The organism is Amycolatopsis panacis (genome assembly GCF_003600245.1).
Taxonomy (GTDB): domain Bacteria; phylum Actinomycetota; class Actinomycetes; order Mycobacteriales; family Pseudonocardiaceae; genus Amycolatopsis; species Amycolatopsis sulphurea.
Genome location: NZ_QZFV01000091.1, coordinates 1 through 22,811, shown reverse-complemented (window position 1 = coordinate 22,811; position 22,811 = coordinate 1). Strand labels below are relative to the sequence as shown.

30 protein-coding genes and 2 pseudogenes are annotated in these 22,811 nt (G+C 69.2%); 13 read left to right on the top strand and 19 right to left on the bottom strand.

Annotated features, from left to right (window positions below):
* Positions 1-9: 9 nt before the first annotated feature.
* From D5S19_RS18790 to D5S19_RS18765, 6 genes and pseudogenes are all read left to right on the top strand, one after another.
* A complete protein-coding gene (locus D5S19_RS18790) occupies positions 10-387 on the top strand; it encodes a hypothetical protein (RefSeq protein WP_120024648.1) in 378 nt (125 codons plus the stop codon).
* Positions 384-1,574, top strand: coding sequence for a zinc-dependent alcohol dehydrogenase (locus D5S19_RS18785; RefSeq protein ID WP_120024647.1), 1,191 nt, complete (start codon positions 384-386; stop codon positions 1,572-1,574). The genes D5S19_RS18790 and D5S19_RS18785 overlap by 4 nt, the downstream gene beginning before the upstream one ends.
* Positions 1,571-2,844 (top strand): annotated as a pseudogene (locus D5S19_RS34190) (cytochrome P450). The gene D5S19_RS18785 and the pseudogene D5S19_RS34190 overlap by 4 nt, the downstream one beginning before the upstream one ends.
* 486 nt (positions 2,845-3,330) lie before the next feature.
* A complete protein-coding gene (locus tag D5S19_RS18775; protein WP_147397446.1) occupies positions 3,331-3,699 on the top strand; it encodes an ATP-binding protein in 369 nt (122 codons plus the stop codon).
* A complete protein-coding gene (locus D5S19_RS18770; protein WP_120024645.1) occupies positions 3,696-4,490 on the top strand; it encodes an RNA polymerase sigma factor SigF in 795 nt (264 codons plus the stop codon). Before D5S19_RS18775 ends, D5S19_RS18770 begins: the two co-directional genes overlap by 4 nt.
* A gap of 5 nt (positions 4,491-4,495) precedes the next feature.
* Complete coding sequence (locus D5S19_RS18765; RefSeq protein ID WP_120024644.1) at positions 4,496-5,098, top strand: endonuclease; 603 nt, start codon at positions 4,496-4,498, stop codon at positions 5,096-5,098.
* A 118-nt stretch (positions 5,099-5,216) separates the two neighbouring features.
* On the opposite strand, the gene D5S19_RS18755 is transcribed toward D5S19_RS18765, so the two are convergent.
* The 11 genes from D5S19_RS18755 to D5S19_RS18705 all read right to left on the bottom strand — a co-directional run bounded on the left by D5S19_RS18755 (position 5,217) and on the right by D5S19_RS18705 (position 12,337).
* The gene (locus D5S19_RS18755) at positions 5,217-7,055 is read right to left on the bottom strand and encodes a transketolase (RefSeq protein ID WP_120024643.1); all 1,839 of its coding nucleotides are present in this window, start codon (positions 7,053-7,055) and stop codon (positions 5,217-5,219) included.
* Between the two features lie 456 nt (positions 7,056-7,511).
* Positions 7,512-7,838, bottom strand: a complete 327-nt coding sequence (locus D5S19_RS18750; protein WP_120024642.1) for a gas vesicle protein K — start codon at positions 7,836-7,838, stop codon at positions 7,512-7,514.
* The gene (locus tag D5S19_RS18745; RefSeq protein WP_120024641.1) at positions 7,831-8,016 is read right to left on the bottom strand and encodes a gas vesicle protein; all 186 of its coding nucleotides are present in this window, start codon (positions 8,014-8,016) and stop codon (positions 7,831-7,833) included. The genes D5S19_RS18750 and D5S19_RS18745 overlap by 8 nt, the downstream gene beginning before the upstream one ends.
* The gene (locus tag D5S19_RS18740) at positions 8,013-8,714 is read right to left on the bottom strand and encodes a GvpL/GvpF family gas vesicle protein (protein ID WP_233574026.1); all 702 of its coding nucleotides are present in this window, start codon (positions 8,712-8,714) and stop codon (positions 8,013-8,015) included. Before D5S19_RS18740 ends, D5S19_RS18745 begins: the two co-directional genes overlap by 4 nt.
* A gap of 53 nt (positions 8,715-8,767) precedes the next feature.
* Positions 8,768-9,121 carry a gas vesicle protein gene (locus tag D5S19_RS18735; RefSeq protein WP_120024639.1) on the bottom strand — a complete coding sequence of 118 codons (354 nt, stop codon included), beginning with the start codon at positions 9,119-9,121 and terminating at the stop codon, positions 8,768-8,770.
* A 1-nt stretch (position 9,122) separates the two neighbouring features.
* A complete protein-coding gene (locus D5S19_RS18730) occupies positions 9,123-9,413 on the bottom strand; it encodes a gas vesicle protein GvpO (RefSeq protein ID WP_120024638.1) in 291 nt (96 codons plus the stop codon).
* 6 nt (positions 9,414-9,419) lie between these two features.
* On the bottom strand, positions 9,420-9,653 hold the full coding sequence (locus D5S19_RS18725; RefSeq protein WP_120024637.1) for a gas vesicle protein GvpG: 234 nt from the start codon (positions 9,651-9,653) through the stop codon (positions 9,420-9,422).
* A 3-nt stretch (positions 9,654-9,656) separates the two neighbouring features.
* Positions 9,657-10,412 (bottom strand): GvpL/GvpF family gas vesicle protein, encoded by a 756-nt coding sequence (locus D5S19_RS18720; protein WP_120024636.1) that lies wholly within the window; start codon positions 10,410-10,412, stop codon positions 9,657-9,659.
* A 1-nt stretch (position 10,413) separates the two neighbouring features.
* Entirely contained in the window at positions 10,414-10,809 is a 396-nt protein-coding gene (gvpJ, locus tag D5S19_RS18715) for a gas vesicle protein GvpJ (RefSeq protein ID WP_120024635.1), read from the bottom strand.
* Positions 10,806-11,687 (bottom strand): SRPBCC family protein, encoded by an 882-nt coding sequence (locus D5S19_RS18710; RefSeq protein ID WP_120024680.1) that lies wholly within the window; start codon positions 11,685-11,687, stop codon positions 10,806-10,808. The genes gvpJ and D5S19_RS18710 overlap by 4 nt, the downstream gene beginning before the upstream one ends.
* Positions 11,688-11,692: 5 nt before the next feature.
* A complete protein-coding gene (locus tag D5S19_RS18705; protein WP_120024634.1) occupies positions 11,693-12,337 on the bottom strand; it encodes a hypothetical protein in 645 nt (214 codons plus the stop codon).
* Positions 12,338-12,611: 274 nt separating this feature from the next.
* Between D5S19_RS18705 and D5S19_RS18700 the strand changes: the two genes are divergently transcribed.
* Complete coding sequence (locus D5S19_RS18700; RefSeq protein WP_120024633.1) at positions 12,612-12,947, top strand: plasmid stabilization protein; 336 nt, start codon at positions 12,612-12,614, stop codon at positions 12,945-12,947.
* A 115-nt stretch (positions 12,948-13,062) separates the two neighbouring features.
* Here D5S19_RS18700 and D5S19_RS18695 read toward each other — a convergent pair.
* The 5 genes and pseudogenes from D5S19_RS18695 to D5S19_RS18680 all read right to left on the bottom strand — a co-directional run.
* A pseudogene (locus D5S19_RS18695) lies at positions 13,063-13,329 on the bottom strand (LLM class F420-dependent oxidoreductase); the annotation flags it as partial.
* Positions 13,330-13,628: 299 nt separating this feature from the next.
* On the bottom strand, positions 13,629-14,459 hold the full coding sequence (locus D5S19_RS18690; RefSeq protein WP_120024632.1) for an aldo/keto reductase: 831 nt from the start codon (positions 14,457-14,459) through the stop codon (positions 13,629-13,631).
* A 38-nt stretch (positions 14,460-14,497) separates the two neighbouring features.
* A complete protein-coding gene (locus D5S19_RS18685) occupies positions 14,498-14,962 on the bottom strand; it encodes an SRPBCC family protein (protein ID WP_120024631.1) in 465 nt (154 codons plus the stop codon).
* Between the two features lie 31 nt (positions 14,963-14,993).
* Positions 14,994-15,284, bottom strand: a complete 291-nt coding sequence (locus D5S19_RS31745) for a hypothetical protein (protein ID WP_147397444.1) — start codon at positions 15,282-15,284, stop codon at positions 14,994-14,996.
* Positions 15,277-15,648, bottom strand: coding sequence for a DUF6292 family protein (locus tag D5S19_RS18680; RefSeq protein ID WP_098509903.1), 372 nt, complete (start codon positions 15,646-15,648; stop codon positions 15,277-15,279). Before D5S19_RS18680 ends, D5S19_RS31745 begins: the two co-directional genes overlap by 8 nt.
* 202 nt (positions 15,649-15,850) lie before the next feature.
* Between D5S19_RS18680 and D5S19_RS33215 the strand changes: the two genes are divergently transcribed.
* From D5S19_RS33215 to D5S19_RS18665, 3 genes are all read left to right on the top strand, one after another.
* Positions 15,851-16,153, top strand: coding sequence for an SDR family NAD(P)-dependent oxidoreductase (locus tag D5S19_RS33215; protein WP_120024630.1), 303 nt, complete (start codon positions 15,851-15,853; stop codon positions 16,151-16,153).
* Positions 16,154-16,270: 117 nt separating this feature from the next.
* Positions 16,271-16,438, top strand: a complete 168-nt coding sequence (locus D5S19_RS33210) for a Rieske 2Fe-2S domain-containing protein (RefSeq protein WP_233574031.1) — start codon at positions 16,271-16,273, stop codon at positions 16,436-16,438.
* 264 nt (positions 16,439-16,702) lie between these two features.
* On the top strand, positions 16,703-17,926 hold the full coding sequence (locus tag D5S19_RS18665; protein WP_120024629.1) for a PP2C family protein-serine/threonine phosphatase: 1,224 nt from the start codon (positions 16,703-16,705) through the stop codon (positions 17,924-17,926).
* Positions 17,927-17,936: 10 nt separating this feature from the next.
* On the opposite strand, the gene D5S19_RS18660 is transcribed toward D5S19_RS18665, so the two are convergent.
* Positions 17,937-18,296: an STAS domain-containing protein gene (locus D5S19_RS18660; protein ID WP_120024628.1), complete on the bottom strand. Its 360-nt coding sequence runs from the start codon at positions 18,294-18,296 to the stop codon at positions 17,937-17,939.
* Positions 18,297-18,506: 210 nt separating this feature from the next.
* Here D5S19_RS18660 and D5S19_RS18655 point away from each other — a divergent pair, with 210 nt between their 5' ends.
* The 3 genes from D5S19_RS18655 (at position 18,507) to D5S19_RS18645 (ending at position 20,798) form a co-directional block, all read left to right on the top strand.
* Positions 18,507-19,433, top strand: a complete 927-nt coding sequence (locus D5S19_RS18655) for a sensor histidine kinase (RefSeq protein ID WP_120024627.1) — start codon at positions 18,507-18,509, stop codon at positions 19,431-19,433.
* A gap of 169 nt (positions 19,434-19,602) precedes the next feature.
* On the top strand, positions 19,603-19,986 hold the full coding sequence (locus D5S19_RS18650; RefSeq protein WP_120024626.1) for an ATP-binding protein: 384 nt from the start codon (positions 19,603-19,605) through the stop codon (positions 19,984-19,986).
* Positions 19,983-20,798, top strand: a complete 816-nt coding sequence (locus D5S19_RS18645; protein WP_120024625.1) for a SigB/SigF/SigG family RNA polymerase sigma factor — start codon at positions 19,983-19,985, stop codon at positions 20,796-20,798. Before D5S19_RS18650 ends, D5S19_RS18645 begins: the two co-directional genes overlap by 4 nt.
* An 83-nt stretch (positions 20,799-20,881) precedes the next feature.
* On the opposite strand, the gene D5S19_RS18640 is transcribed toward D5S19_RS18645, so the two are convergent.
* Positions 20,882-21,355, bottom strand: coding sequence for a hypothetical protein (locus tag D5S19_RS18640; RefSeq protein ID WP_120024624.1), 474 nt, complete (start codon positions 21,353-21,355; stop codon positions 20,882-20,884).
* Positions 21,356-21,472: 117 nt separating this feature from the next.
* Positions 21,473-22,519, bottom strand: a complete 1,047-nt coding sequence (locus D5S19_RS18635; protein WP_233574025.1) for a GAF and ANTAR domain-containing protein — start codon at positions 22,517-22,519, stop codon at positions 21,473-21,475.
* Between the last annotated feature and the right edge of the window lie 292 nt (positions 22,520-22,811).

Genomic DNA, 22,811 nt, shown 5'->3' with positions numbered 1-22,811 from the left:
GGCGATGCGATGCCGGGCATCAACCGCCCCAGCCCCCAGCAGATCAGCAAAGTCCTGGACGAAGCCGCGCCGGTGAGGCGGGAAGGCCAGAACGCCGAAGAATTCTTCGGAACGGTCAACGGGGAAAAGATTCGGGTCATTGTCGACTATGACACGCCCTGGCGGTCGACGAGCTTCGCGATGCGGTCGCCGGGATCGTCGGTGGTGAAGGACCAGAACAGGTCATCGGCGTTTCACGGGCCGTGGAGCCAGAACGTCGCCCTCACAAGCTTGCCGAGGAGGCGCACGCGGGAGGTGGTCTCCCTGCGGAACCCGCAAGCTCGGCTCACGGCGTACCGCGACCGTGGGGTTTGCGCGGCAGTTCGACGGGAACCCGGCCTGGCATGAAGGCAGTGACATGGCATGGCAAACGGGACGTACGGGTGGACGCCGTCGCGGATCCGGTGATCGAGGAACCGACCGACGCGATCGTGCGGATCACCTCGACCGGTATCTGCGGATCGGATCTGCACCTGTACGAAGTACTCGGACCGTTCCTGACCGAAGGCGACATTCTCGGCCACGAGCCCATGGGCATCGTCGAAGAGGTCGGCAGCGCGGCAGGCCCGCTCGCACCCGGCGACCGGGTGGTGGTGCCCTTCACCATCTCCTGCGGCCATTGCTGGATGTGCGCACGCGGACTCCAGTCCCAGTGCGAAACGACCCAGGTCACAGGGCAGGGCAAGGGCGCATCGCTGTTCGGCTACACCAGCCTTTACGGCCAGGTGCCCGGCGGGCAGGCCGACTATCTGCGCGTGCCCCAAGCCCAGTATGGGCCGATCAAGGTGCCCGAAGGTCCCCCGGACGAGCGATTCGTCTACCTCTCCGACGTCGTACCGACCGCGTGGCAAGCGGTCGCGTACGCGGACATCCCCGACGGTGGCACGGTCGTGGTGTTCGGTCTCGGCCCGATCGGCCAGATGTGCGCCCGGGTGGCCCAGCACCAGGGCGCGGGCACGGTGATCGGTGTGGATCTGGTGCCCGAACGCCTGGCCCGGGCCCGTGCCCACGGGGCGACCACCCTGGACCTGCGTGACCACCGGCGAATCGGGGACGCCATCCGCGACCTTACCGGCGGCCGCGGGGCCGACTCGGTGATCGACGCCGTCGGCATGGAGGCGCACGGCGCTCCGGCCGGCAAACTCGCGCAAACCCTGACTGGCCTTCTGCCTCAGCAGCTGGCCCGGAAATTGACGGAGACCGCGGGCGTCGACCGATTGAGCGTGCTCTATGCCGCGATCGACAGCGTCCGCCGCGGCGGCACTATCTCGTTGTCCGGAGTGTACGGCGGAATGGTCGACCCGATCCCGATGATGGATCTGTTCGACAAGCAGATCCGGCTCCACACCGGCCAGGCGAACGTGCGCCGATGGATCGACGACATTCTGCCGGTGCTCACCGCCGACGGAGACCCGCTCGGGGTCGAAGGCTTCGCCACGCACAAGCTGCCCCTGGCGGACGCGCCTCGTGCTTACGAGATCTTCCAGAAGAAGCTCGAAGGCGCCCAGAAGATCCTCCTGGAACCGACGCCATGAAAACCGCGACTATCACCGAAACCGCCCGGATCGCCGGCGAAGTCCTGCTGCCCACGGTGGCCGGTGGAGTGCTCAAACGCCGCCCCGGAGTGCAGCGGATCGCCCAGCGGATGCAATGGGACCGGCGATCGGTGCGGCTGCTGACCGGATTGCAGGACAAGTACGAGGGACGGCCGCTGCGGTTGCGCGTGCCCGGACGTTCGATCGTGCTGCCGTTCTCCGCCGAGGATGTGGGCGCGGTGCTGGCCGGGGCGCCCGCACCGTTCAGTCCGTCCACTATGGAGAAACGCGCCGCGCTCGGGCATTTCCAGCCACACGGGGACTCATCAGCCCACTCGCGCAACGGGACGAACGACGGCGGTTCAACGAGGATGTACTCGAACCGGGGCACGCCCTGCACGAGCTGGCCGGACCATTCGAGAAGGCGATCGCCGAAGAAGCCATGGACCTGCGAAAGGCGCTGAGCCTCGATTGGGACCGGTTCGCCACCAGCTGGTGGCGTATCGTACGGCGGATAGTGCTGGGTGCCGGCGCGCGCGATGACGACACCGTCACCGACATGCTCGCCCGGCTGCGGCTGGACGCGAACTGGGCATACCTGCACCCGCGCCGCACCAAGGTGCGCCGGCAGTTCCGGCAACGCCTGGAGGGCCACCTCCGGCGCGCCGAGCCGGGGAGCCTTGCCGAAACCATCGCGAAAACACCCAGCCCGATACCGGTCGCCGATCAAGTCGCGCACTGGCTTTTCGCCTTCGACGCTGCGGGAATCGCCGCTTTTCGTGCCCTCGCGCTGCTGGCCGCCCGACCCGGAACCGTCCACACCGGACCTGCTCCGGAACTGCCGTATCTGCGCGCGTGCGCCCTCGAATCCGTCCGGCTGTGGCCGACGACACCGATGCTGCTGCGGGAAACCACCGAACCCACCGCGTGGGGACGGGCCGGCACCACCATCCTCGTGTTCACTCCCTTCTTCCACCGCGATCATCGCCGGATGTCCTATGCCGACAGCTTCGTCCCGGAGATCTGGCTCGACGGGCGCGCGGCCGCACAGCCCGCGCTCGTGCCGTTCTCCGCGGGCCCCGCGATCTGCCCCGGGCGTGATCTCGTGCTGTTCACCGTGAGCACACTGCTCGCCGAGCTGCTGCGGCACCGCGACCACCACCTCGCCGGGGCCGATCTGTCCCCCGGCCGGCCGCTGCCCGCCACCGTCGACCCGTTCCACCTGCGGTTCACCGCGCGCCTGCCCGAGGCGGAGAGACCAGCACCGTGACCGGCCGGGACAACGGCAACGGCCACCACCAGTGACGGAGTCCTGCCGTGCACACCCGCATTCAGCTCGATCCGGGCAGCACCGCGGTGCCGTGCGAACAGTGCGGCCGCCCGACCCTGCGCGTCGCCCGGCTCGTCCGCGAGGACGGGACCCCGGTAAGTCACACGATGGTGTGCACTACCTGCCATCCGCGACGGCACCGGATGCCCCATCGGGCGCCCTGACCACCATGGTCGCCGGATCACGAGCGCCGGAGAGCGCCCCGGCCTCCGACGGGCCGTTGCTCGCCGGGAAAACACCCGGCCATCGCGTGGCAGGCGAAATATTCCCCCTTTGCCAGCTCTGGACCATCGTGGGCCGGTCGTCGGGCCCCATGATTGGCGCCCCGGCGCACCGGGTAATTCCCAGTACATGGATCAATGTGTGCACCACAGCGCGGACGGAGCGCTCCCAGCGTTCTCGCCCCCGCCTGAGGTCGAGCTGCGCATGCCGGCTGACCGCCGGCTGCTGTTCCTCGCCCGCCTTGTGGCCGAAAGTATCGCGGCCACCACGGAGTTCGGTCTCGACGACATCGACGATCTGCGGCTGGCCGTGGACGAGGGCGTCTCGGCGCTGGCCGTCCGCGCGGACGACGGCGCGATCCTGGACTGCACGTTCCGCTGCCGCGATCGGCTCACGGTCAGCCTGTGGACCTCGTCCTCGGCCATGCCGCCACCGGGGCCGGACGAGGTCGGCTGGCACGTCCTGCGTGCCCTGACCGACTCCCTTGCCGCTTGGACCGAACCCGCCCAGGACGCGCGGACCTGGCGGATCTGCCTCGAATTCACCAAGGAGCCCAGGACGGGAGGACCATGAAACCCGCCGGCAGACCGCATACCGACCGCTACGAGCACTGCGCCGGGTGGTTCGACGAGCTCAACGCCCTGCCCGGCACCGACGAGGTGCGGCGGGAACGCCTGCGCCGCAAGCTCATCGAAGAACATCTCCCGCTCGCCGAACACATCGCGCAACGCTTCAGCGGCCGCGGCGAGCCCCGCGACGACCTCGTCCAAGTCGCCCGGCTCGGCCTCGTGAAGGCCGTCGACCGATTCGACCCGGACCGGGCGAGCGACTTCCTCTCCTTCGCCGTGCCCACCGTGATGGGCGAGGTCCGCCGCTACTTCCGCGACGCGGGCTGGTCGATTCGCGTCCCGCGGCGGCTGAAGGAGCTGCACCTGTCCGTCGCACACGCGACCGCCACACTGTCCCAGCAATACGGACACGCACCGTCGAGGTCCGACCTGGCCGAGCACCTGGACCTCGCCCCCGAAGAGGTGACCGAGGCACTGGTGGCCGGCAACGCCTACCGGACCAGCTCGCTGGACTGCGCGCTGCCCGACGAGCCGGAAACCCCGGCCCCGGCGGACTTCCTCGGCGAGGACGACATCGAATTCGAACGCGCCGAGATCCACGAGGCACTGCAACCCGTGCTGCGCCGCCTGCCCGACCGTGAGCGCGCCATCATCGCGATGCGCTTCTTCGGCAACATGACCCAGTCGAAGATCGCCGAGCGGATCGGCCTGTCCCAGATGCACGTTTCCCGGCTGCTCGCACAGACCCTGGAGCAGCTCCGCGAGATGCTGGACGCCGCACCTGCAGGGAGGTGACACCCATGCGCCGCGTGGACGAACTGCTCGCCGAACACGGCACGACCTACGCCCGCGAAGCGGGGATCGCCCTGGCCGACAAGCCACAGCCGCTGTACCGGCTGCTGGTCCTCACCACCCTGCTGTCCACCCGGATCAGCGCGGACCTCGCGGTCGCCGCTGCTCGCGAACTCTCGCGGGCAGGTTGGCGATCCCCCGCCGCGATGCGGGATTCGACCTGGCAGCAACGTGTCGACGCGCTCGGGCGAGCACACTACGTGCGGTACGACGAGAGTACGTCGCAGCATCTCGGCGAAGGCGCCGATTTCATCCGGCAGCGCTACCGAGACGATCTGCGACGGATGGGCGACGCCGCCGGCCGCGATCCGCGGAAGCTGGAGAAGCTCGTCGCGGAGTTCCCGCGGATCGGCCCCACCGGGGCGCAGATCTTCTGCCGTGAGGCACAGGCGGTCTGGCCGTGGCTGCGTCCGTACTTCGATCGTCGCGCCCTCGCCGGTGCGGAGCGGGCCGGGCTGCCGGCCGATCCGCGCCGGTTGGCGAAGCTGGTGCCGGGCGAGGACGTCGCCCGCCTCGCGGCCGCGCTGGTGCGGCGGAGCCTGCAGCACTAGCCACAGGAGGAAGTGATGCGCCCGGTCTGGTAGGTGTGCTCTCGTTCGGCTTGGTGAACATTCCGGTGCGCCTGTACAAGGCGGTCGAGGAGCACGCCGAAGGCGTCCTGATCGGCGGTCAAGCCGCCACGAGCGTTTTCGCCGTCGTCGCAATCGCCCCCGCGTCGATCCCGGCCATGCGCAGCAGTTCCTCCGGAGTCCCGGACATCGGCATCTCACGGACGGCCAGTTTGTGCACCGGTACCGGCAGTGTGGCAAGGGCTTCGAGCACAGCGTCGCCGAGACCGCCTTCGGGCCAATGGTCTTCGACGGTCAGGACGACGCGCGTCTCCGCGGCTGCTCGGCGCACAGCCACCTCGTCGATCGGCTTGATCGAGTAGCAATCCAGCACGCGGGCGGAAACACCTTCGCGGGCAAGCAGACCGGCCGCCCGGTCGGCTTCGTCCACAGTGGTCCCACAGGCGATGAGCGTCACTTCGTCCCGATCGGACGATCGTAGGGTCCGGCTGCCGCCGATGCGCACGATCTCGTCCGCCGCGGTCCGAACCGGGGTCTTCCCGCGCAACGTCCGAAGGTAGGAAATGCCCGGCAGGTCCGCCATCTGCGCGACGAGCTGTGCCGTCTGGTTCGCGTCCGAGGGGTGCAGCACCGTGCTGCCGTGCACGGCGCGCAGCGCGGCGAGGTCTTCCAGCGCCATCTGGGACGGCCCGTCCGCCCCGATCGCGACACCGGCGTGCGAACCGGCCAGCCGGAGGTCCGCACGGGAGATCGCCGCCATCCGGATGAAGTCGTAAGCGCGCGACAGGAAGGCCGCGAACGTCGAAGCGAAGGCCGTCCATCCCCGCGCCTGCAATCCGACGGCCGCCGCGATCATCTGCTGCTCGGCGATGTACATCTCGAAATACCGCCCGGGATGTGCCTTCGCGAACAGGTCACTGTGCGTCGAGTTCGATACTTCACCGTCGAGTGCCACGACGTCGCCGCGACTGCCCAGCGCGGCCAGCGCCTCTCCGTAGGCTTCCCGCGTCGCGACCTCGTCCCCCACCTCCCATGTGGGCAGTTCGACCCGTTCGATCGGGCAGTCCTGAACCGGAACGGACGTGTCCGGCGTCGCCACCGAGACGATCAGGTTCCGGCGGCCACCCAGTTCCGCGATTGCCTCGTCCGGATCGTCCAGTGGCTTGCCGTGTTTGCCTGGCAGGTCTTCGACCGCGGCGACGCCCTTGCCCTTCTTCGTTTTCGCGAACAGCACCGTCGGCTTCCCGCGAGTGCGCTCTGCATCGGCGTACGCCGCTTCGATCGCTTCGACGTCGTGACCGTCCACAGTGATGGCATGCCAGCCGAACGCCCCCGCACGAGCGGCGTAGGTGTCCATGTCCCAGGCGACCATCGTTTCGGTGGTCTGCCCCAGCCGGTTGACGTCGACGATTGCGACCAGGTTGTCCAGTTCGTAGTGCGCAGCGTGCTCGAATGCCTCCCAGATCGAGCCTTCCGCCATTTCCGAGTCACCGCAGAGAACCCAGACGCGATACGGCAGCCGGTCGAGCATCTTGCCCGCGAGTGCCAGCCCGACGCCGGCCGGCAGGCCTTGCCCGAGCGAACCGGTCGCGACGTCCGTGGGCGGGATCCTCGGGGTGGGATGGCCTTCGAGCCGGCTCCCGAACGTGCGGTAGGTGCGGAACTCGTCCTCGGCGATCGCGCCCGCGGCCCTCAGCATCGCGTAGTAGAGCGGAGAAGCGTGCCCTTTCGAGAAGACGAGGTGGTCGTTGTGCGGTTCGCCGGGGTGGCGGTAGTCGAGTCGCAGATGGCCGTCGAGCAGGACCGCCATGAGGTCGGCCGCCGACATCGACGAGGTCGGATGACCCGAACCGGCGTGGCTGCTCACCCGGACCGAATCGACCCGCAGCTGCTGGCCCAGTTCCCGGCGGAAGTCCGCTCCGCTGCTGGTGATTTCCATGTCCCCCGGCTACCCGGCGGCGCGACGGTCGACACCTCCGATCCGGGCTTGCGAGGCAGGACGACCCAAAGGATGGGAACGGGGCTGACCACGGAGTGCTCGTCGGCATTGGCGGTCGTGGCGAGCTTCGAGCTTCCGGGCTCGGGCGGAGCCCGGCCGGAACGCCACGTCGCAGACGGTTGCTCGGTGTGTCACATTCACGATGGGGTGGGCTATCGGGTTTCCTGTTTGGGCTTGCGAGAAGCCGACGGGTTCGTGGATTCTTGGTTGATCGGCTTGCTTGGAGGGTAGCGATCGTCAGGCTTGGGTGGGGGTCGGGTCGTGCGCGTTCGGGGTGGGTGGCTTCGAGGTAGGTCGTGGCGGCGTTGGTGCCGATTCCGAAGGTTCGCATGAGATGGATGGGGTCGGCGGTGTGCCGGGCTTCGTCACAAAATGAGAAATGCTCTTACTCCTGATTTAAGGAGACGATTGGGTGTTCCCGGCACCCGTGCCGGGAAACCCGTCGTCGGACAGCAGCGGGCCGAGCGGCCCGAGGTCGATGTTCAGCTCGCGCGGGTCGATCCCGAACTGGTCGCACAACTCGGTCATCCGCTCTTCCAGGAGCATGAGTGTGCGCCCGACCTTCTCGACCTGCTCGTCGTCGAGATCGCCGTGGTCCACCCGGCGAAGTGCCTGCCGTTCCATGAGCTGCCGGAGCAGTTCCACAATGGTCAGCACAAGGCTCGCGAGACCGTGTTCGACGTTCTCGGGGTCGGTGTTGATGCGGCGAGCCGGTTCAGTCATCGTTCGGCTGCAGCGCGGTGATCGAGGTCAGGAGGGTACGCAGCGAGATGTGCACGAGGTCGACGTCCGCGATGGACAGGGTGAGTTCCCCGCTCACCACGACGCCGCCCGCGAGCACGCGGTCGAGCAGGTCGACGAGCGCGACCGGGCGTTCGGCTACGGGCATCGGCTGGGTCATGGTTCCTCCCATGACGAGAAGGAATAGGGTGGCCAGGGGCCGGTCAGCTGGACGCGGATCGTTTCCTCGTCCCGGTCGCACCGGGTGGCGGCCTCGGTGAAGGAACGCGCCTTGTCGTCCTCGACCAGATAGGCCGCGTTGAGGATCATCCGTGCGTCTTCCCCGGCCAGCGTCCGGTTCTGCGGCGGATTCAAGCGCGATGCGACGGCGAGCTCGGCGAGCCGGGTGTGGACCCGGCTGGCTTGCTCGCCAGCGCTGCGCTCCTGCTGTTGCTGCGCAGTCAGTGCCGCTCGCCGCCGGGCGAGATATGCCGTGCCGGCTCCCCGCGCGGCCGGATTTGCCACCGTGGAACCGGTTTCCGGCTCTTGTTCGAGGAAAACCTTGACGCCCCACTCGGTCCGACCGGTCACGTTGTCGAGCACGCGGGTGAACTCGGCCTCCCGCTCCCGAAGGACCGCGCGCACCCCGTCGTCGTCGCGATACACGGTCGTCAGCCGGACCGGCACGACCGGGCCTTGCGCGACCAGCGCGCCGATTACCGTGTCGTGTGCCCTCGCGACCGCGGCGAGCCAGTCCAGGTCCTCCAAATTGCGGTGCAGTGCTGCGTCACCGAACACGCTCAGGGGTACGTCCCCGACCACCGCGGTCAGCCCGGCCGCCTCGATGGCCCGTGGTGTTTCGGCCGCTACTCCCGTCACAGTCCCGGGCTCGGCTCGTCGCGTCACGGCGTACAGCCAGAGGCCACACTCAGTCACGAGGTAGGCCCCTCAATGGCTTCCGGGGCGCGTTCCAGTTCGGCGATGCGGGCGCGTAGTTCGCGATTCTCGTCCTCCAGTTGCCGTCCGCCGTCACCGGTCAGCCATGGATCGGTCTCCCACCAGTTGATGCCGACCTCGCGCGCTGTTTCAAGTGAGGCTATGACCAGCCGGAGCTTGATCGTGAGCAGTTCGATGTCGAGCAGGTTGACCTGGATGTCTCCGGCGATCACCAGACCCTTGTCGAGCACCCGTTCCAGGATGTCGCCGAGGTTCGCCGGCTGGTGGTTGCCGCCGGGGCTCAACCCGCTCGACGGCGCCGAGAGCGGGGTGGGCTGCTGCGAGGCCATGTCAGCCGGCTCCGTTCCCGATGTCGCCGCGGCCGCGCGCGTACCGCTTCGTCCGCCGATAGGCGAGCAGGTCGCCGTCGGGGTCCAGCTCGATCTCGTACAGGGCGAGCATGTCCGAGGAGGACGGGATCCGGCGTTCCTCCAGCACTTCCACCTCGACGAGCCAGCCGTCATCGTCCGGTTCGACGGATGTGACGCCGGCTGGGTTTTCCGTGATCAGGTCCGCGGTGTGGCTGAGCGCTTTGGCCGCCGCCGTCGATGCGGACATCTCCTCGCGTGACCTCGCTGCCATCGTTCGTCACCTCGTTTCGTCGGTGCTCAACCGGTTCAGGACTTGTTGCTGTGCCTCGGCTTCTTCGCCCGGTGAGATCTCGCCGGCCGCGCGCTCCTGCTCGAGGGCTTCCAGCTCGCCGCGTACCGACGCGGGACTGCGCAGCTCCTCGTCGACACGTCGCTGGATCAGCTCGCCGATGGCGAACACCCCGCGCACCGGTGCCAGTGGAAACCCGAGGATCGAGCCGAGGAGACCCATCGGCTACTCCTGCGGCCGTGTAGTGACGACGAAGTCGTAGGCCGCGAGCGGCCCCAGCAAGCGCACCTCGGCCCGGCCTTCCCAATCGCGGGCGAGCGCGCCGACCGCCTCCTCGAGATCGTCCTCCCGCTCGGTTTCCACCAGTAGTGCTAGATGCACCGCTTCTTCCTCGTGCGTCGGTTCTCGCACGTTGACCTGTACGGCGAGCGAGTCGAGAGCGTCGGCCACCGTCTTCGTGTCCGCGTCGCGTTTCGCAGCGATGGCGTTGTTGATGTGCTCGCCCAGTGCGATGCGCTCGTTGCGGGTGGCGTCCTCGGACTTGCCCCGGATCGTTTCCCGCAGCTGGGCCAGTTTCTCGTTCTCATCGAGGATTTCGCTGAGGATCGCGTCTTCGACGTAGCGGGCCCTGACTACGTATTCCGCCTTGCCCTCCAGATGCCGGAGAGCGGCGAGAAAATCGTCCTCGTTGCCTTCCAGCAGTTCCGCGGCGACAGCCTCCTCGTCGGACACCACCGCGCCGAACCGCAGCGGGAGGACCGGGACCTGCGCCGCGGCCGCGTCGAGGAGTCCCGCGTGTGCGGTCAGGTCCTCGGGCCGGCCGAGTGGCTTGTCCTGCTGGATTTCGCTGACCAGCGCGGCGAGTTCGCCGTGGCGTACCGCGGTGACGGGGGCCGGGGGATCGCCGACGCCCCGCGTCTCGGGGTCGATCTCGCAGTCGGCGGGGACGATTCCATAGACGTAGAAAGCCTTTTCGGCCATGTCAGTCCCTGCCCTTCCGGCCGCGCTCCGCTGGTTCGTGGTCGTCGTCACCGACGAGATCGCGCAGTGCGTCGCCTGCGGCTTCGAGCGCTCCCTTGGTCTTCGACTTGGCCCCGCCCTCGCTCATGTCCTCGATCAGATCGGGCAGGCCCTTCTGACCGGTGTTGGAGATGTCCAGCCGGTTCACGGCTTCGGCGAAGCGCAGGTAGGTGTCGACGCTGGCGACCACCACCCGGGCGTCGATGGTGAGCAGTTCGATCCCGACGAGGGACACCCGGACGTAGGCATCGATGACCAGTCCCTTGTCCAGAATGGTGTCGATCACGTCGGCGAGGCTGCTCGAACTCGGACGGTCGAGTCCACCTCCCCCACCGGAGGGCTGTACCGCTGTCGTCATCGTCTGCTCCTTCGGCGTGTACCGGGTTCCTCGTCTTCTTCCTTGTGCTCGTCCTCGTGCTCGTCCTCGTCGTCCACGACCTCGCCGTCGCGGATCTCGCCGCGCCACCCTTCGACCTCGTCGGGATGCAGGAGCGCGTCAGTCATCACGTGCCGGCGGAAATGCTTGAGCTCCAGCCGGACCCGCCGGCCCTGCGCCCGCCAGATGTTGCCCGTGCGCTCGAACAACCCCTGCGGGTGGTAGGCCAGCACGAGCACGACCCTGGTCAGGTCCGGGGTGAGTTCGTGAAAGGTCACCGCACCATCGACGTGGCCCTTTTCTCCTTCGGAGCGCCAGATGATCCGCTCACCGGGCACCTGATCGAGGATGGTGGCCTCCCAGGACCGGTGCGACCACAGGACCTGCGCCTTCCACACGAGCTTCTCCTCGCTCACCTGGTCGACGTTTTCGACCTTCTTCATGAAGCGCGGGAACTCGGTGAACCGCGTCCACTGGTCGTAGACGAGATCGAGGGGGGCACCGATGTCGATCTCCTCGACGATGTTGGTGACCTTGAGTTTGTCGCCGCCACCACCCCCGCCGCCGGGCAGCGCGTCCTTCACCTTGTCCAGGACGCCGGACAGCCCGCCCTTGACCGCGCCCAGCGCCGCCTTCCCCGGCACGCCGGGCTTGCCGCCGGTGACCGCTTCGAGCAAACCGCCGCCGCCCCCACCCGCGTAGTCGGTGAGCCGGCCAGAGGCCGAGGTGATCCGCTTGGCCAGTGCGTCCGTCGCCTTCGCGCTGAGGGTCTGGGTCAGCCCGCGCAGGGCTTCGGTCAGTTCGTTCGAGCCGTTTCCGGTGGCCTTGTCCTTGATTTTGCCCAGTTGCTTGGCCGCCATCACCGTCACCTCCGGGCCCGCCGGACGGGCGCGCGTTCACTGGTGCGGCGCGTTGATTTCGCGCTGCTGGACGAGCGTGGGCTTGCCGTCCGCCGCCGAGCCGGGCGTTCCGGCTCCGTCTCGGCCGCCGCGCGTCGGCGAGGATGTGCGTCTCCGTCGTCGTGTTCGCGACTGGACGCCCGGCGACGGCGAGGATGTTCGGCTTCTTCCTGGTCGTCCTGGTCGTCCTGGTCCTTGCTGGACGCGCGGCGCCGGCGAGGCTTTTCCTCTTCTGTCTCGGCCTCGGACTCTTCTTCGGTCTCGTCCTCGGCGCCTTCGTCCTCGTCCTGCTCTTCGTGCTCGTCCTCGTCTTCCTCGGACCCGCCCGACTGCAGCCGCTCATTCAGCGATTCGATGCGACTGCTCGCCGCCGTCACCGCAGCCGACTTGGCCGCACCGAGCAGCTCCTCACGCGCGAGATCCGTCAGCTTGCCCAGCTCCGGGGAGGACGCAAGCTGCTTCAGCCCGTTCTGCAGGAGCTTCCCCGGCGAGGTACCCACCCGCCCGGTCGCCCCAGCGGCCGCGATCATCAGCGCGAGCCGCATCTTCTTGGAGCGGCCCAGAAGATAGCCCGCTCCTATGGCAAGCGCGACCCGCGCTCCTGATTTCATCGCCGACCTCCTGATTCTGACGCTTGGACGACGAGTTACCCGCCGGCGGCGCCACGAAACGGCAAGGAGGCAGAAAAATAGTATAAAGATCAATTATTTGATCAAATCTGGAGGACGAAGATGTCCGCCTGCGAAACGTCGATGGCAGGGGTGCTCCCTGTCCGGTGCGGGCCGTGGCCGGTAGGCGAATCCGGTGTGCGTCCTCGTCGCGGCCGGTGTTTCGCCGCGCGCCCACCGGGCAATCCGGACGGCAGCCCGAACGGAAGGAGCGACCATGCCGCAGCAGGCCTGGAACAAGAAGCGGGAACGGCAGTACGAGCACATCAAGAACGCGCAGGAGGACCGCGGCGCGAGCGACGACCGGGCAGCGGAGATCGCCGCCCGGACGGTGAACAAGAACCGCGCGCGCAGCGGCGAATCCGCCCGCGCCAGCACAACCTCGCTGCGGGACAAGTCCCCGCAGCAGCGCGGCGGGCACCGTTCGGGCAAGCGCCTCGGACCGGGCGGCCCGACCCGCGACCAGCTCTACAACGAAGCCCGGCAACGCAATATCCGCGGCCGTTCGACGATGACGAAACAAGAGCTGGCCAGGGCACTCGGCCGCGAGTGACCCGCGTCGGGCTCGGCACGGGGCGAGTCCCGGCGGTCCGGAGAACAAGCGTCGATGCGTGTGGCCCTCGACGTGAACGGAACCGATCCGCAAGCGCTGTCCCACCCCCCGGGGCCTACCGGAGGGTGGGCAACAGCTCGTGCTCCGCGAACCGCAGGAACCCGGCTTGCTCCGCCCCGCCGACCTGCACCAGCGCCAGGTCGGTGAAGCCTGCCTTCTCGAACCGCCGCACGGCGTCGCGGATCGGGGCCACGTCCGGGCCGCACGGGATACCGGCGGCGACGTCCTCCTCCCGGACGTACCGGGTCGCCGCGGTGAAGGCATCCGGTCCGGACAGCTCGGCATTGACCGCCCAGCCGCCACCGAACCAGCGGAACTGCTCGTCCGGTTCGGGCCGGAACCTCTTGCGAACGGCCGACGTCCGGGAGAATTTCGCCGACGGCCCGGGGACCGAGGTCGCCCGGGGCGTCGTCACGACCGGCGCTTCCGCGGAAGACCTGCCCGACGACTTCGCGGACTCGTTGCTCATCGCGCTGGCCGGCCACCGAGCGTGGGACCGCGAGACCGATTCCGTCCCCGCCTGACCGACCCCACCCGGATCAAGGCTGTGAAGGGTCCCTTCACGGACTCTGAGTCCGTGAAGGGACCCTTCACAGCTGTTCCTCGCGTCGCCGCACCCGCTCAGCCCTGGAAGGTGGCCGGGTCCGGGCCCGTCCGGCGGCCCTCGTCCAGTCCGTCGATCGCGGCCAGCTCGGCCTCGTCCAGTTCGATGTCGGCCACGTCCAGGTTCTCCCGGATCCGGTCGGGGTGCACCGATTTCGGGAACACCACCCGGCCCCGGAGCACATGCCAGGCCAGGACGATCTGCGCCGCGGTCCGGCCGTGCTTGGCCGCGAGGTCGGTGAGTACCTCGGCACCCAGCACGTCGCCCTTCGCCAGCGGGCTCCAGGCTTCGGTGACGATGCCGTGCGCGCGGTGGTACCGCTCGGCTTCCGGTTGCCGGAACTGCGGATGCAGCTCGATCTGGTTGACCGCGGGCACCGCGCCGCCTTCCTCGGCGAGCCGGTCCAGGTCCACCGGCCGGAAGTTGGAGACGCCGATCGCACGGGTTTTGCCCGCCCGCTGCAACTCCTCGAACGCCTCCCACGTACGCGCGAATTTGTCCTGCGCGGGCAGCGGCCAGTGGATCAGATACAGGTCGACGTAGTCGGTCCCGAGCCGTTGCAGGCTGCCTTCGAGCGCGGTGATCGCGTTGTCGTGGCCGTGTGCGTCGTTCGCCAGTTTCGTGGTGACGAAGACGTCCTCACGCGGCACCCCGGAGTCCCGGATGCCCTGGCCTACGCCTTCCTCGTTGCGGTACATCTGCGCGGTGTCGACGTGCCGGCAGCCCGCCGCCAGCGCCGTGCGCACGATGCCCGCGGTGTCGCCGGGCGGAATCTGGAACACGCCGAGCCCGACCTGCGGAAGCGCTACCCCACCGGCCAGCGGGATGCGCGGGATGTCGATAACCATGTGCGACACGTACCCGCCGAGGCGGCCCCGGAAACGCGTCAGCCGACCGGCGGTGGCACCTCGCCCCGCCAGCTTCCCGTCGCCTGCCCACGCTCCTCGATGAACCGCTTGAACCGCTGCAGATCCCCCTGCACCCGGCGATCGAGAATGCCCAGTTTGTCCGCGACGTTCTCGGCGAACCCGTCCGGATCGATCTCCATCCGGGCGGTCACCCGGGTCCGGGTGTCGGCGAGGCGGTGGAAGGTGACCACCCCGGCGTGGTCCGGCCCGGAATCGGAATGCCAGGCGACCCGTTCGTCCGGGTGCTGCTCGGTGATGGTCGCGTCGAACTCGCGCCCGACGCCGCCGAAGCGGGTGACCCAGTGCGTGTGTGTCGCGTCCAGCTGCCGGACCTCCTCGACGCCCTCCATGAACTCGGGAAAGGACTCGAACTGCGTCCACTGGTCGTAGGCCGTGGTCACCGGGACGTCGACATCCACTGTTTCGGTGATGGTGCTGCTCATGGGCTCCTCCTCGAATGGTTGCCCGGCCCGGCTACCCGGGCCAGGAGCCGGCGAAACCCGGCGCCCGCCCGCGTCCACCGGGGTAGCCGAGGCGGTACAGGACGAGGAGGAGGTTCGCCGTGCCCAGCTTGCCCGCCGAGCAGACATCGCCCGGCAGAGTGACCGCGTCGCCACGCGGAGACGAGCTGCCCGCGTGGCGATTGCTGCGGTTGCCCGCGGTGTACCGGCCCCAGGCTGCTGCCTGCTGGCGTCCGCGATCCGTGCGGCGGCCATCCCACCCGGAGCGTCCACAGTGGATGTCGCCGCCCGTTGTTTCAGCCACGAGATCTCCTTCGGCCGCCACGTCCGTCCACAGCGGACAGTGCGCCGGCATTCAAGCGCAGGCGTATCCGGCGGGCCACCACCGCCGGTTTCGGCGACCGCGGCCGCGGCCACTGTGCGATCACCACCGGAGCCTCCACGGCATCCGGCTCCAGCGCCAGGCACCACCCGGTGTCGCTGGTCCACTGCGCCATCAGCAGCCTCCCGGGATGCTCCCGGGAGGTCTCGGCCAAGGCGATGTAGGCAGTGGCGGGGTGCGCCTGCTCACTCCAGCAGGCCGTGGCCTCGACGCCCAGCAGCCCGGCCACCGCTTGCACATATTCCCGCAACGCAACGGTCCCCTTGTGCCCGGGCTCCAGCTTCACCGGCGCACCTCCATCCTCAGTCGCCGACGCGATACCCCTTTTTCCGCGTCGCACACGTGGAGGGTTGGACGAGGGCGCAAGGGGTATGCGGGACGGATGAACTTCGCGGACGCCATCGACACCGTCGTGGACCGGAGCATCGTCCTCGGCTACGGAAACCTCGGGTTGCGAGTCCGGCGGAGGCTGCCCGGCCGGCCCGCCCATGCCGGGAAAGGTCGTGCTGATCACCGGCGCCGCCTCCGGGATCGGGCTGGCCGCCGCGGCCGGGTTCGCCCGGCTGAGGGCCTCGCTGCGGGTGCTCGGGCGGTCCGACGAGCGCGCCGGCGAGGCCGCCGGCTCGGTCCTGTGGCAGGTACCCGGCGCCGACGTGCGGCCGGTGACCTGTGACCTCGGCAGCATCGCCGAGGTCCGTGCCTTCACCCGAGCGCTTCACCGCCGCCGAGGACCGCCTGGACGTGCGGCTGGTGTGGCAGAACGCGAAGGTGGCGAAGGACCCCGTCGGTGACCGGCTCACTCCGGTCGACGCGGCGACCGTCGGCGAAGCGCGGATCCTGCTGGACGGCACGGGCCGCAAAGGCGTTTACCGGCATTACGACGGCGGCCTGCACGGGGTGTCTGTCCGCTGCACCACCTCGGCTGCTTCGTCCGGTTCAACCCGGCCGAACGCAGCCGGGACTGCCCTTGCCACGGTTCCCGGTTCGATGTGGACGGCGCTGTACTCGAAGGGCCGGCGACCCGCCCACTCCCCTTCGCGAACCGTGACGCTCCCACGCCGGGTGAGAGGCTGTGAAGGGTCCCTTCACAGCCTCTGCGTCCGTGAAGGGACCCTTCACGGACCTCGGTCACGACGACGGCCACCGATCGGCGGCGCGGGGCAGACCCGGATCCGGCGAGCACGCCGCTGACGACGGCGGTTGCTCTCCACCCGCCGGGCCATCCCGGGTACCGCCGGCTCCTTCCCTGCCCGAGCGCTTGCGACGCGGTCCGCCGTCGCTTCGAACACGACCGGAGACAAGTCGTGGCCGGTCCCGCCCGTCCCGGCTAGGGTAAAGCCATGCCGCCGCACGCGCCGGAACCGGAATCGCGCATTCTGCTGGGCGAGATCGTGGGGACCGCGGCCGGCCACGCCGACCTCGCGGACGAACTCCGGAAAATCCTGGCGCGGGCGTGCGCAGCCGTCGGGGTGGACGCGGCGACCGTGCTGCGGCACGACGCACGCTGGCGGCAGCTCGTCGCGATCAGCGCCGCCGGACTGGAGGACGAGGTTTACCAGGGAGTCCGGGTTCCGGTCGGACAGGGGTTCGCCGGTACCGTCGCACTGCGCCGCGAACCGCTCGTCATCGATCGCGACGACGGCCCCACCGCGCTCAACGCGCCGTTGCGGGAGCGCGGCCTGCACACCATGCTCGGTGTGCCCATGCTCGCCGGAGGCGAATTGATCGGTGTACTGCACGTCGGATCGGTCGCGCACCGCCAATTCACCGCCACCGAGGTCGAAACGGTCCGGCTGCTGGCCGATCACCTCGCATCCGTGATCCAGTCGGAGGTCCTGTTCCAGAACCAGGTGGCGACCATCGCGCTGCAACGCAGCCTGCTGCCCGGCAACCTCCCCGACTTCGACGGCCTGAGCGTCGCCACTCGCTACGTGCCAGGCACCCACGCGGCGCTCGGCGGCGACTGGTACGACATCTTCCGCCTGCCCGGCGGACGGATCGGCATCGTCATCGGCGACGTCGCCGGAAACGGCCTCGAAGCGGCGGTCATCATGGGCAGGTTGCGCAGTGCCCTGCGCGCCTATGCGCTCGACTGCGACGACCCAGCCGAAGTCCTCGGCAAACTCGACCACAAAGCCAATCACTTCGAACACGGCGCGATGGCCACCGTCGCGTACGGCGTACTGGACCCGGCGCGGGAACATCTCGTCCTTTCCCTCGCCGGGCACCTGCCGCCGATCCTGGCCTCCCCCGGCGCCCCGGCCGCACTCGTGACCGCACCCGCGGACCATCCGATCGGGCTGACCATCGACCCCGCGCCGCGGCGCACCACCACCGTGCGCCTTCCACCGGGAACTGCCGTGGTCTTCTACACCGACGGCCTGGTCGAACGCCGGGACCAGCTGGTCGACATCGGGATGAGGCGGCTCACCGAACTCGTCCGGGCCGAGGACCCGGACCGTGCCTGCGCCCGGATCATGGCCGAGATGGTCGGCTCTCTCCCGCCCCAGGACGACGTGGCGCTCGTGGTGCTCGAGCGGCATGGAGGCGCCACGGAGGTGTGACCGGGCGCGGTCACTCCGCGGCGAGCGCCGCCTCCATCGTCGGGTACAGGGGCAGGCTGTGTTCCAACCCGGTCAGCTGAACGGGCCGCAAGACCGCCCGCCCGGATGCGACGATCCGCAACGCGGTGCCCTCCGGCATGTCCCGGGCCAGGATCACCAGCTGCGTCAGCCCCACCGACGCCAGAAAACCCACTCCGCTCAGGTCCACCACCAGGGTCGGCGGCTTCCCGGCGAGGGCTTCGCCGAACGCCGCTTTCAACGCCGGCGTGGTGGCCAGGTCGATCTCGCCCCGTACGGTCACGACGGCGATCGAGGGGCGGTCGTCCCGCTCGATCGACAGCGTGCCGGGTGGCCCGGTGGTATCGCTCATCACTCGCTTCCCCTGGTCGGTGAGCCCGGCACCGGCGGCCGGGACGGGTGCCGGCTGGCCGCCCTGCCGGAATTATGCTGCCCGCGCCGCGAAGCCGCCGGGTAAGCCACCGCGCGGTTATCGTGGTGAGGACAGTACGCTGATGGCAGTGGAGGAAATGATCACCATACTTCCGATTCCGGCCGGTGCGTATGCCCGGCGCCGTCCCTGATGTCCTCGCTACCGACGTTCCTGCACTCGGCGTTCTTCTACGGCGACGCCGAAGAGTTCCTCGCCGGGACGCTTCCTTTCGTGCGCGGCGGAGTCGCCGCGGGGGATCCGGTCGCGGTCGCGGTACCGCCGCGCGGTCTCGCGCTGCTAAAGGCGGAACTGGGCGCCGACGCGGCCCGGGTCCGGATGGTCGACATGACTGAGGAGGGCCGCAATCCCGGCCGCATCATCCCCGGTGTGCTGCGGGCTTTCGCCGACGGCTACCCCGGCCGGCAGGTGCGGATCGTCGGAGAGCTCCGGTGGCCGAGCCGTGCCAGCGCCAAATATCCCGCCTGCGTGCAGCACGAAGCCCTGCTCAACCGGTCCTTCTCCGCACGGACAGCGACCGTCCTCTGTCCCTACGACACCGAATCCGCCGGCGAGGCCGCGCTCGCGGACGCCGCCCGGACCCATCCGTGGCTCGTGGACAGGACCGGGGAATGGCGGTCGAGCGCCGGATACGCTCCCGAAGAGGTCCTGCGCGACTGCAACCAGGAGCTCACGGCGCCGCCCGGTTCGGCCACGCGGACCATCGCCGAGGGCGAACTTCCGCAGCTGCGCCACGCGGCGACCGAGGCGGCGCTGCGGGCCGGCTTCGCCGCCGATCGGCTGGCGGATTTCGTCCTCGTGGCCTCGGAACTCGTGTCGAACAGCATCGAACACGGCAGCGGCACCGCGGTGGTCCGGCTGGCCACCGAAGGCCACCAGCTGATCTGCCAGGTCCACGACAAGGGCAGGATCGCCGATCCGCTCGCCGGACGGCGACCGGCGGTGCCCGGACAGGTGCGCGGCCGCGGACTGTTGCTCGTCAACCACCTCGCCGATCTGGTCCGGCTCCATACCGGCCCGGCCGGTTCCACGGTCGAGGCACGCTTCGATCTGCACTGACCGGGCCACTGTCCACAACGGACCAACGGATCACGCACCCGGGTACTCGCTCGGTCACGGTGCGAAACACCGCTGTGACGATGATTGACCGCGCAGCGGACCGGGTAATGACAAGCAGATGAATCAGTGTGTGGGTCCGGCTACGAAGGTGGTGCCTGCGTTTGTGCCCATGGTCGAGTTGCGCCTGCCGGCCGACCGGGACCTGTTGTTCCTTGCCCGGATGGTGGCCGAGGGACTCGCCGGTACCGGCGGGTTCAGTCTCGACGAGCTCGCCGATCTGCGACTCGCGGTCGAGGAGGCAGTGTCGGTGATCGCCCTCCGGGCCGACGACGGTGCCGAGGTCGAATGCGTATTCCGCCGCAACAGCCGGATCACGGTGACGATGGCCACCTCGTCGTCGGCGATGCTGCCGCCCGGACCCGACGAGGTCGGCTGGCACATTCTGCGCGCGCTGACCGATTCGGTCGCCACCTGGACCGAGCCGGGTCCGGACCCGCACGGATGGCGGCTCTGCCTCGAGTTCACCAAGGAGCCCAGGACAGGAGGACCATGAAGACCGCCGTTCACCAGCACACCGACGGGTACGCGCACTGCGCGCCGTGGTTCGGCGAACTGAGTGCCCTTCCCCCAGACGACGCGAACCGGGAACGGTTGCGCACCAAGCTCATCGACGAACATCTGCCGCTCGCCGAGCACATCGCGCAGCGGTTCTGCGGCCGCGGCGAGCCACGCGAGGACCTCGTCCAGGTCGCCCGGCTCGGCCTGATCAGGGCGGTGGACCGCTTCGACCCGCACCGCACGGAGGACTTCCTGTCCTTCGCCGTGCCGACCGTGATGGGGGAAGTCCGGCGGTACTTCCGCGACACCGGCTGGTCCCTGCGCGTTCCGCGACGGCTCAAGGAACTGCACCTCGCGGTCGCCAGGGCGACCACGACGATGGCCCAGCAACTGGGGCGCGCGCCTACCGCGCGCGAACTCGCCGAGCAGCTGGAGATCGACCAGGAAGAGGTGGCCGAGGCACTGGTCGCCGGGAACGCCTACCAGACGAGTTCGCTCGACTGGACCGTCCACAGCGAAGCGGAATCGGCGGCGCTGACCGACCTTCTCGGCGAGGAGGACGCCGATCTGGAACGAGCCGAGATCCACGAGGCCCTCCGGCCGATGCTGCGCCGGCTCACCCCGCACGAGCGGTCCCTCATCGCGATGCGGTTCTTCGAGAACCTGACCCAGTCGAAAATCGCGGAACGGATCGGCGTCTCCCAGATGCACGTCTCGCGCCTGCTTTCCCAGACCCTCGCCAAACTGCGCGACATGCTGGACGAGACGCCCGGCCCGGAGCCCGCCGAACCGGAAAGCGGGTCCTGAGCGATCGAGGACCCGTCGTCCGCCAGGCCGGCGGCGAAACACTCGTGCAGGGCCACGACATGTCGTGGCCCTGCACGCCATCGTCACGAGGCGGTGTAGGGAGAACGGTTCTCCAGCGAAGGGCTCACATCGGGGTGCAGCCCTTCCTGCCCCGGCACCGGCGTCACGGTCGGGCCGGGCATTTCGACAGCCCGCCGCCGGGCCGACGCGCCACCGCCCTGGACGAACGCCTCCGCCTCCCGCTCGCCCCGGATCCGGGCCAGCGCGGCAACGGTGATGGCGTGTGCCGCGGCGAGAACCAGCAGCAGCACGCCGATTCGCCCGACTACGCCGGGCAAATCGCTGCCGCCGATGCCGATGGTCGAGATCAGGGCCAGCACGCCCAGGGTCGACAGGTGGAACAGCGTCGTCACCAGCCGCGCCATCGAGGCCGCCGCGGCGGGGCTCCCGTCGACGTTCCCGAGGTAGCGTTTGCCACTGCGATAGATGATCTGGCCGTCCAGCAGGATCAAGGCGACCCCGATGGCGAGAAACGAGAGATAAGCGTTGGTGGACATGAGACCTCCTCGGAGAGTGCGGTCTCAAAACGGCTACCCGGAGGCGCCCGGGTCAATCGCCCGGCTCCGGACCGTGCGCGGGGCCACAGAACCGGCGCGGGTCTCCGGTGCCCCGGCTCAGACCGGATCCGGTTCCTCCGGCGCCACGACGTCCAGCTCGGCGTGCCGCCGCGCCAGCGTTCCGGCGAGCTGCACCAGCTTCACGTTCAACTGTTGCGACGCCCGGCGCAGCAGCTCGAACGCCGCATCGGCGTCCAGTCCGCGGCGGGCCATGAGGATGCCCTTCGCCTGGCCGATCACATCCCGGCTGTCCAGCGCGGTCCGAAGCTGCGCCTGATGCAGTTCGTGGCGCGTCACCGCGTCCGTTTCGGCCACGGCGAGCGCGGCGTGGCTGGCCAGCAGCAGCACGATGTCGCGGTCGGCGCCGGCCAGTCCGCCGGGCGTGCGGGCATAAAGGTTCAGGGCTCCGGAGACCCGGGGGACGGTGTCGTCGGTCAGGGCGATCGCCAGTACGCTGCGCCAGCCCAGCCCACTCGCGACGGCCGCCCAGTCCGGCCATGTTCCGGTGGCGCGCAGATCGGCGCGTTCGATGAACTCGGGGCGATCCGGCAACGCGGCGTCGTGACAGGGGCCTTCGCCCAGTTCGTACTGGAGCCGATCCAGCTCCGCAGCCGCCGGATCGGTGTATGCCGCGGTGTGGAACCGGCCGTCCGGGGCGAGCAGCGTGATCGAGACCAGGTCGGCGGCGGGTACCAGCGACGCCGCCGCATCCACGATGTGCTGCAGGACCGCGCCGACGCTCGGCGCGGTGAGCAGCCGTTCGGTGAGCGACCGGAACGCCACTCCGGACGGCCCGAGCGGGTCGTCCTCGTCGGCCAGCGCCGCGGCGACCGAATCGGCGACGCGCACGCCTTCCGCTTCGAGCACCCGCCGTGCGACGCCGCCCGGCCGGCAGGCGAACACGGCCCGGCCCGCACCAGCCGACTCCCGCAGCACCGCGAGGCCTTCGCGCGCGAACGCGGTAAGCCCGCTCAGCTCGAAGATCACCGCTTTCGGCGCGAACGCCGGCAATGCGGCCAGTTCGGCACACGACCGGGGGCAGTCGCCGCTCAGCCGCACGACCACCGAATACTCGACAGTGGTTCCGGTATCGGGTTCCACCATTTCCTCTCCACCGACGCCGCCCTCTGCCAACGTACCCCCGCTGGGCAAGATGGCGGTCTGTGAAGGGTCCCTTCACGGACTCTGCGTCCGTGAAGGGACCCTTCACAGCCATAACTTCCGGACGGAGCGCGACGGGCGGGACGGGCGGGACGGCGCGCGGGCGGAGCTAGCCCCGTATTTCGCACATGGGGGAAGGTGGGGTGATCGGGGCTTTCGTTCTTGATCATCATAGGGTCGCGGTCCATGCGAGGACAGCGGGTCGCTTATGGACGCCCGAGTGTGGAGAAGTTGC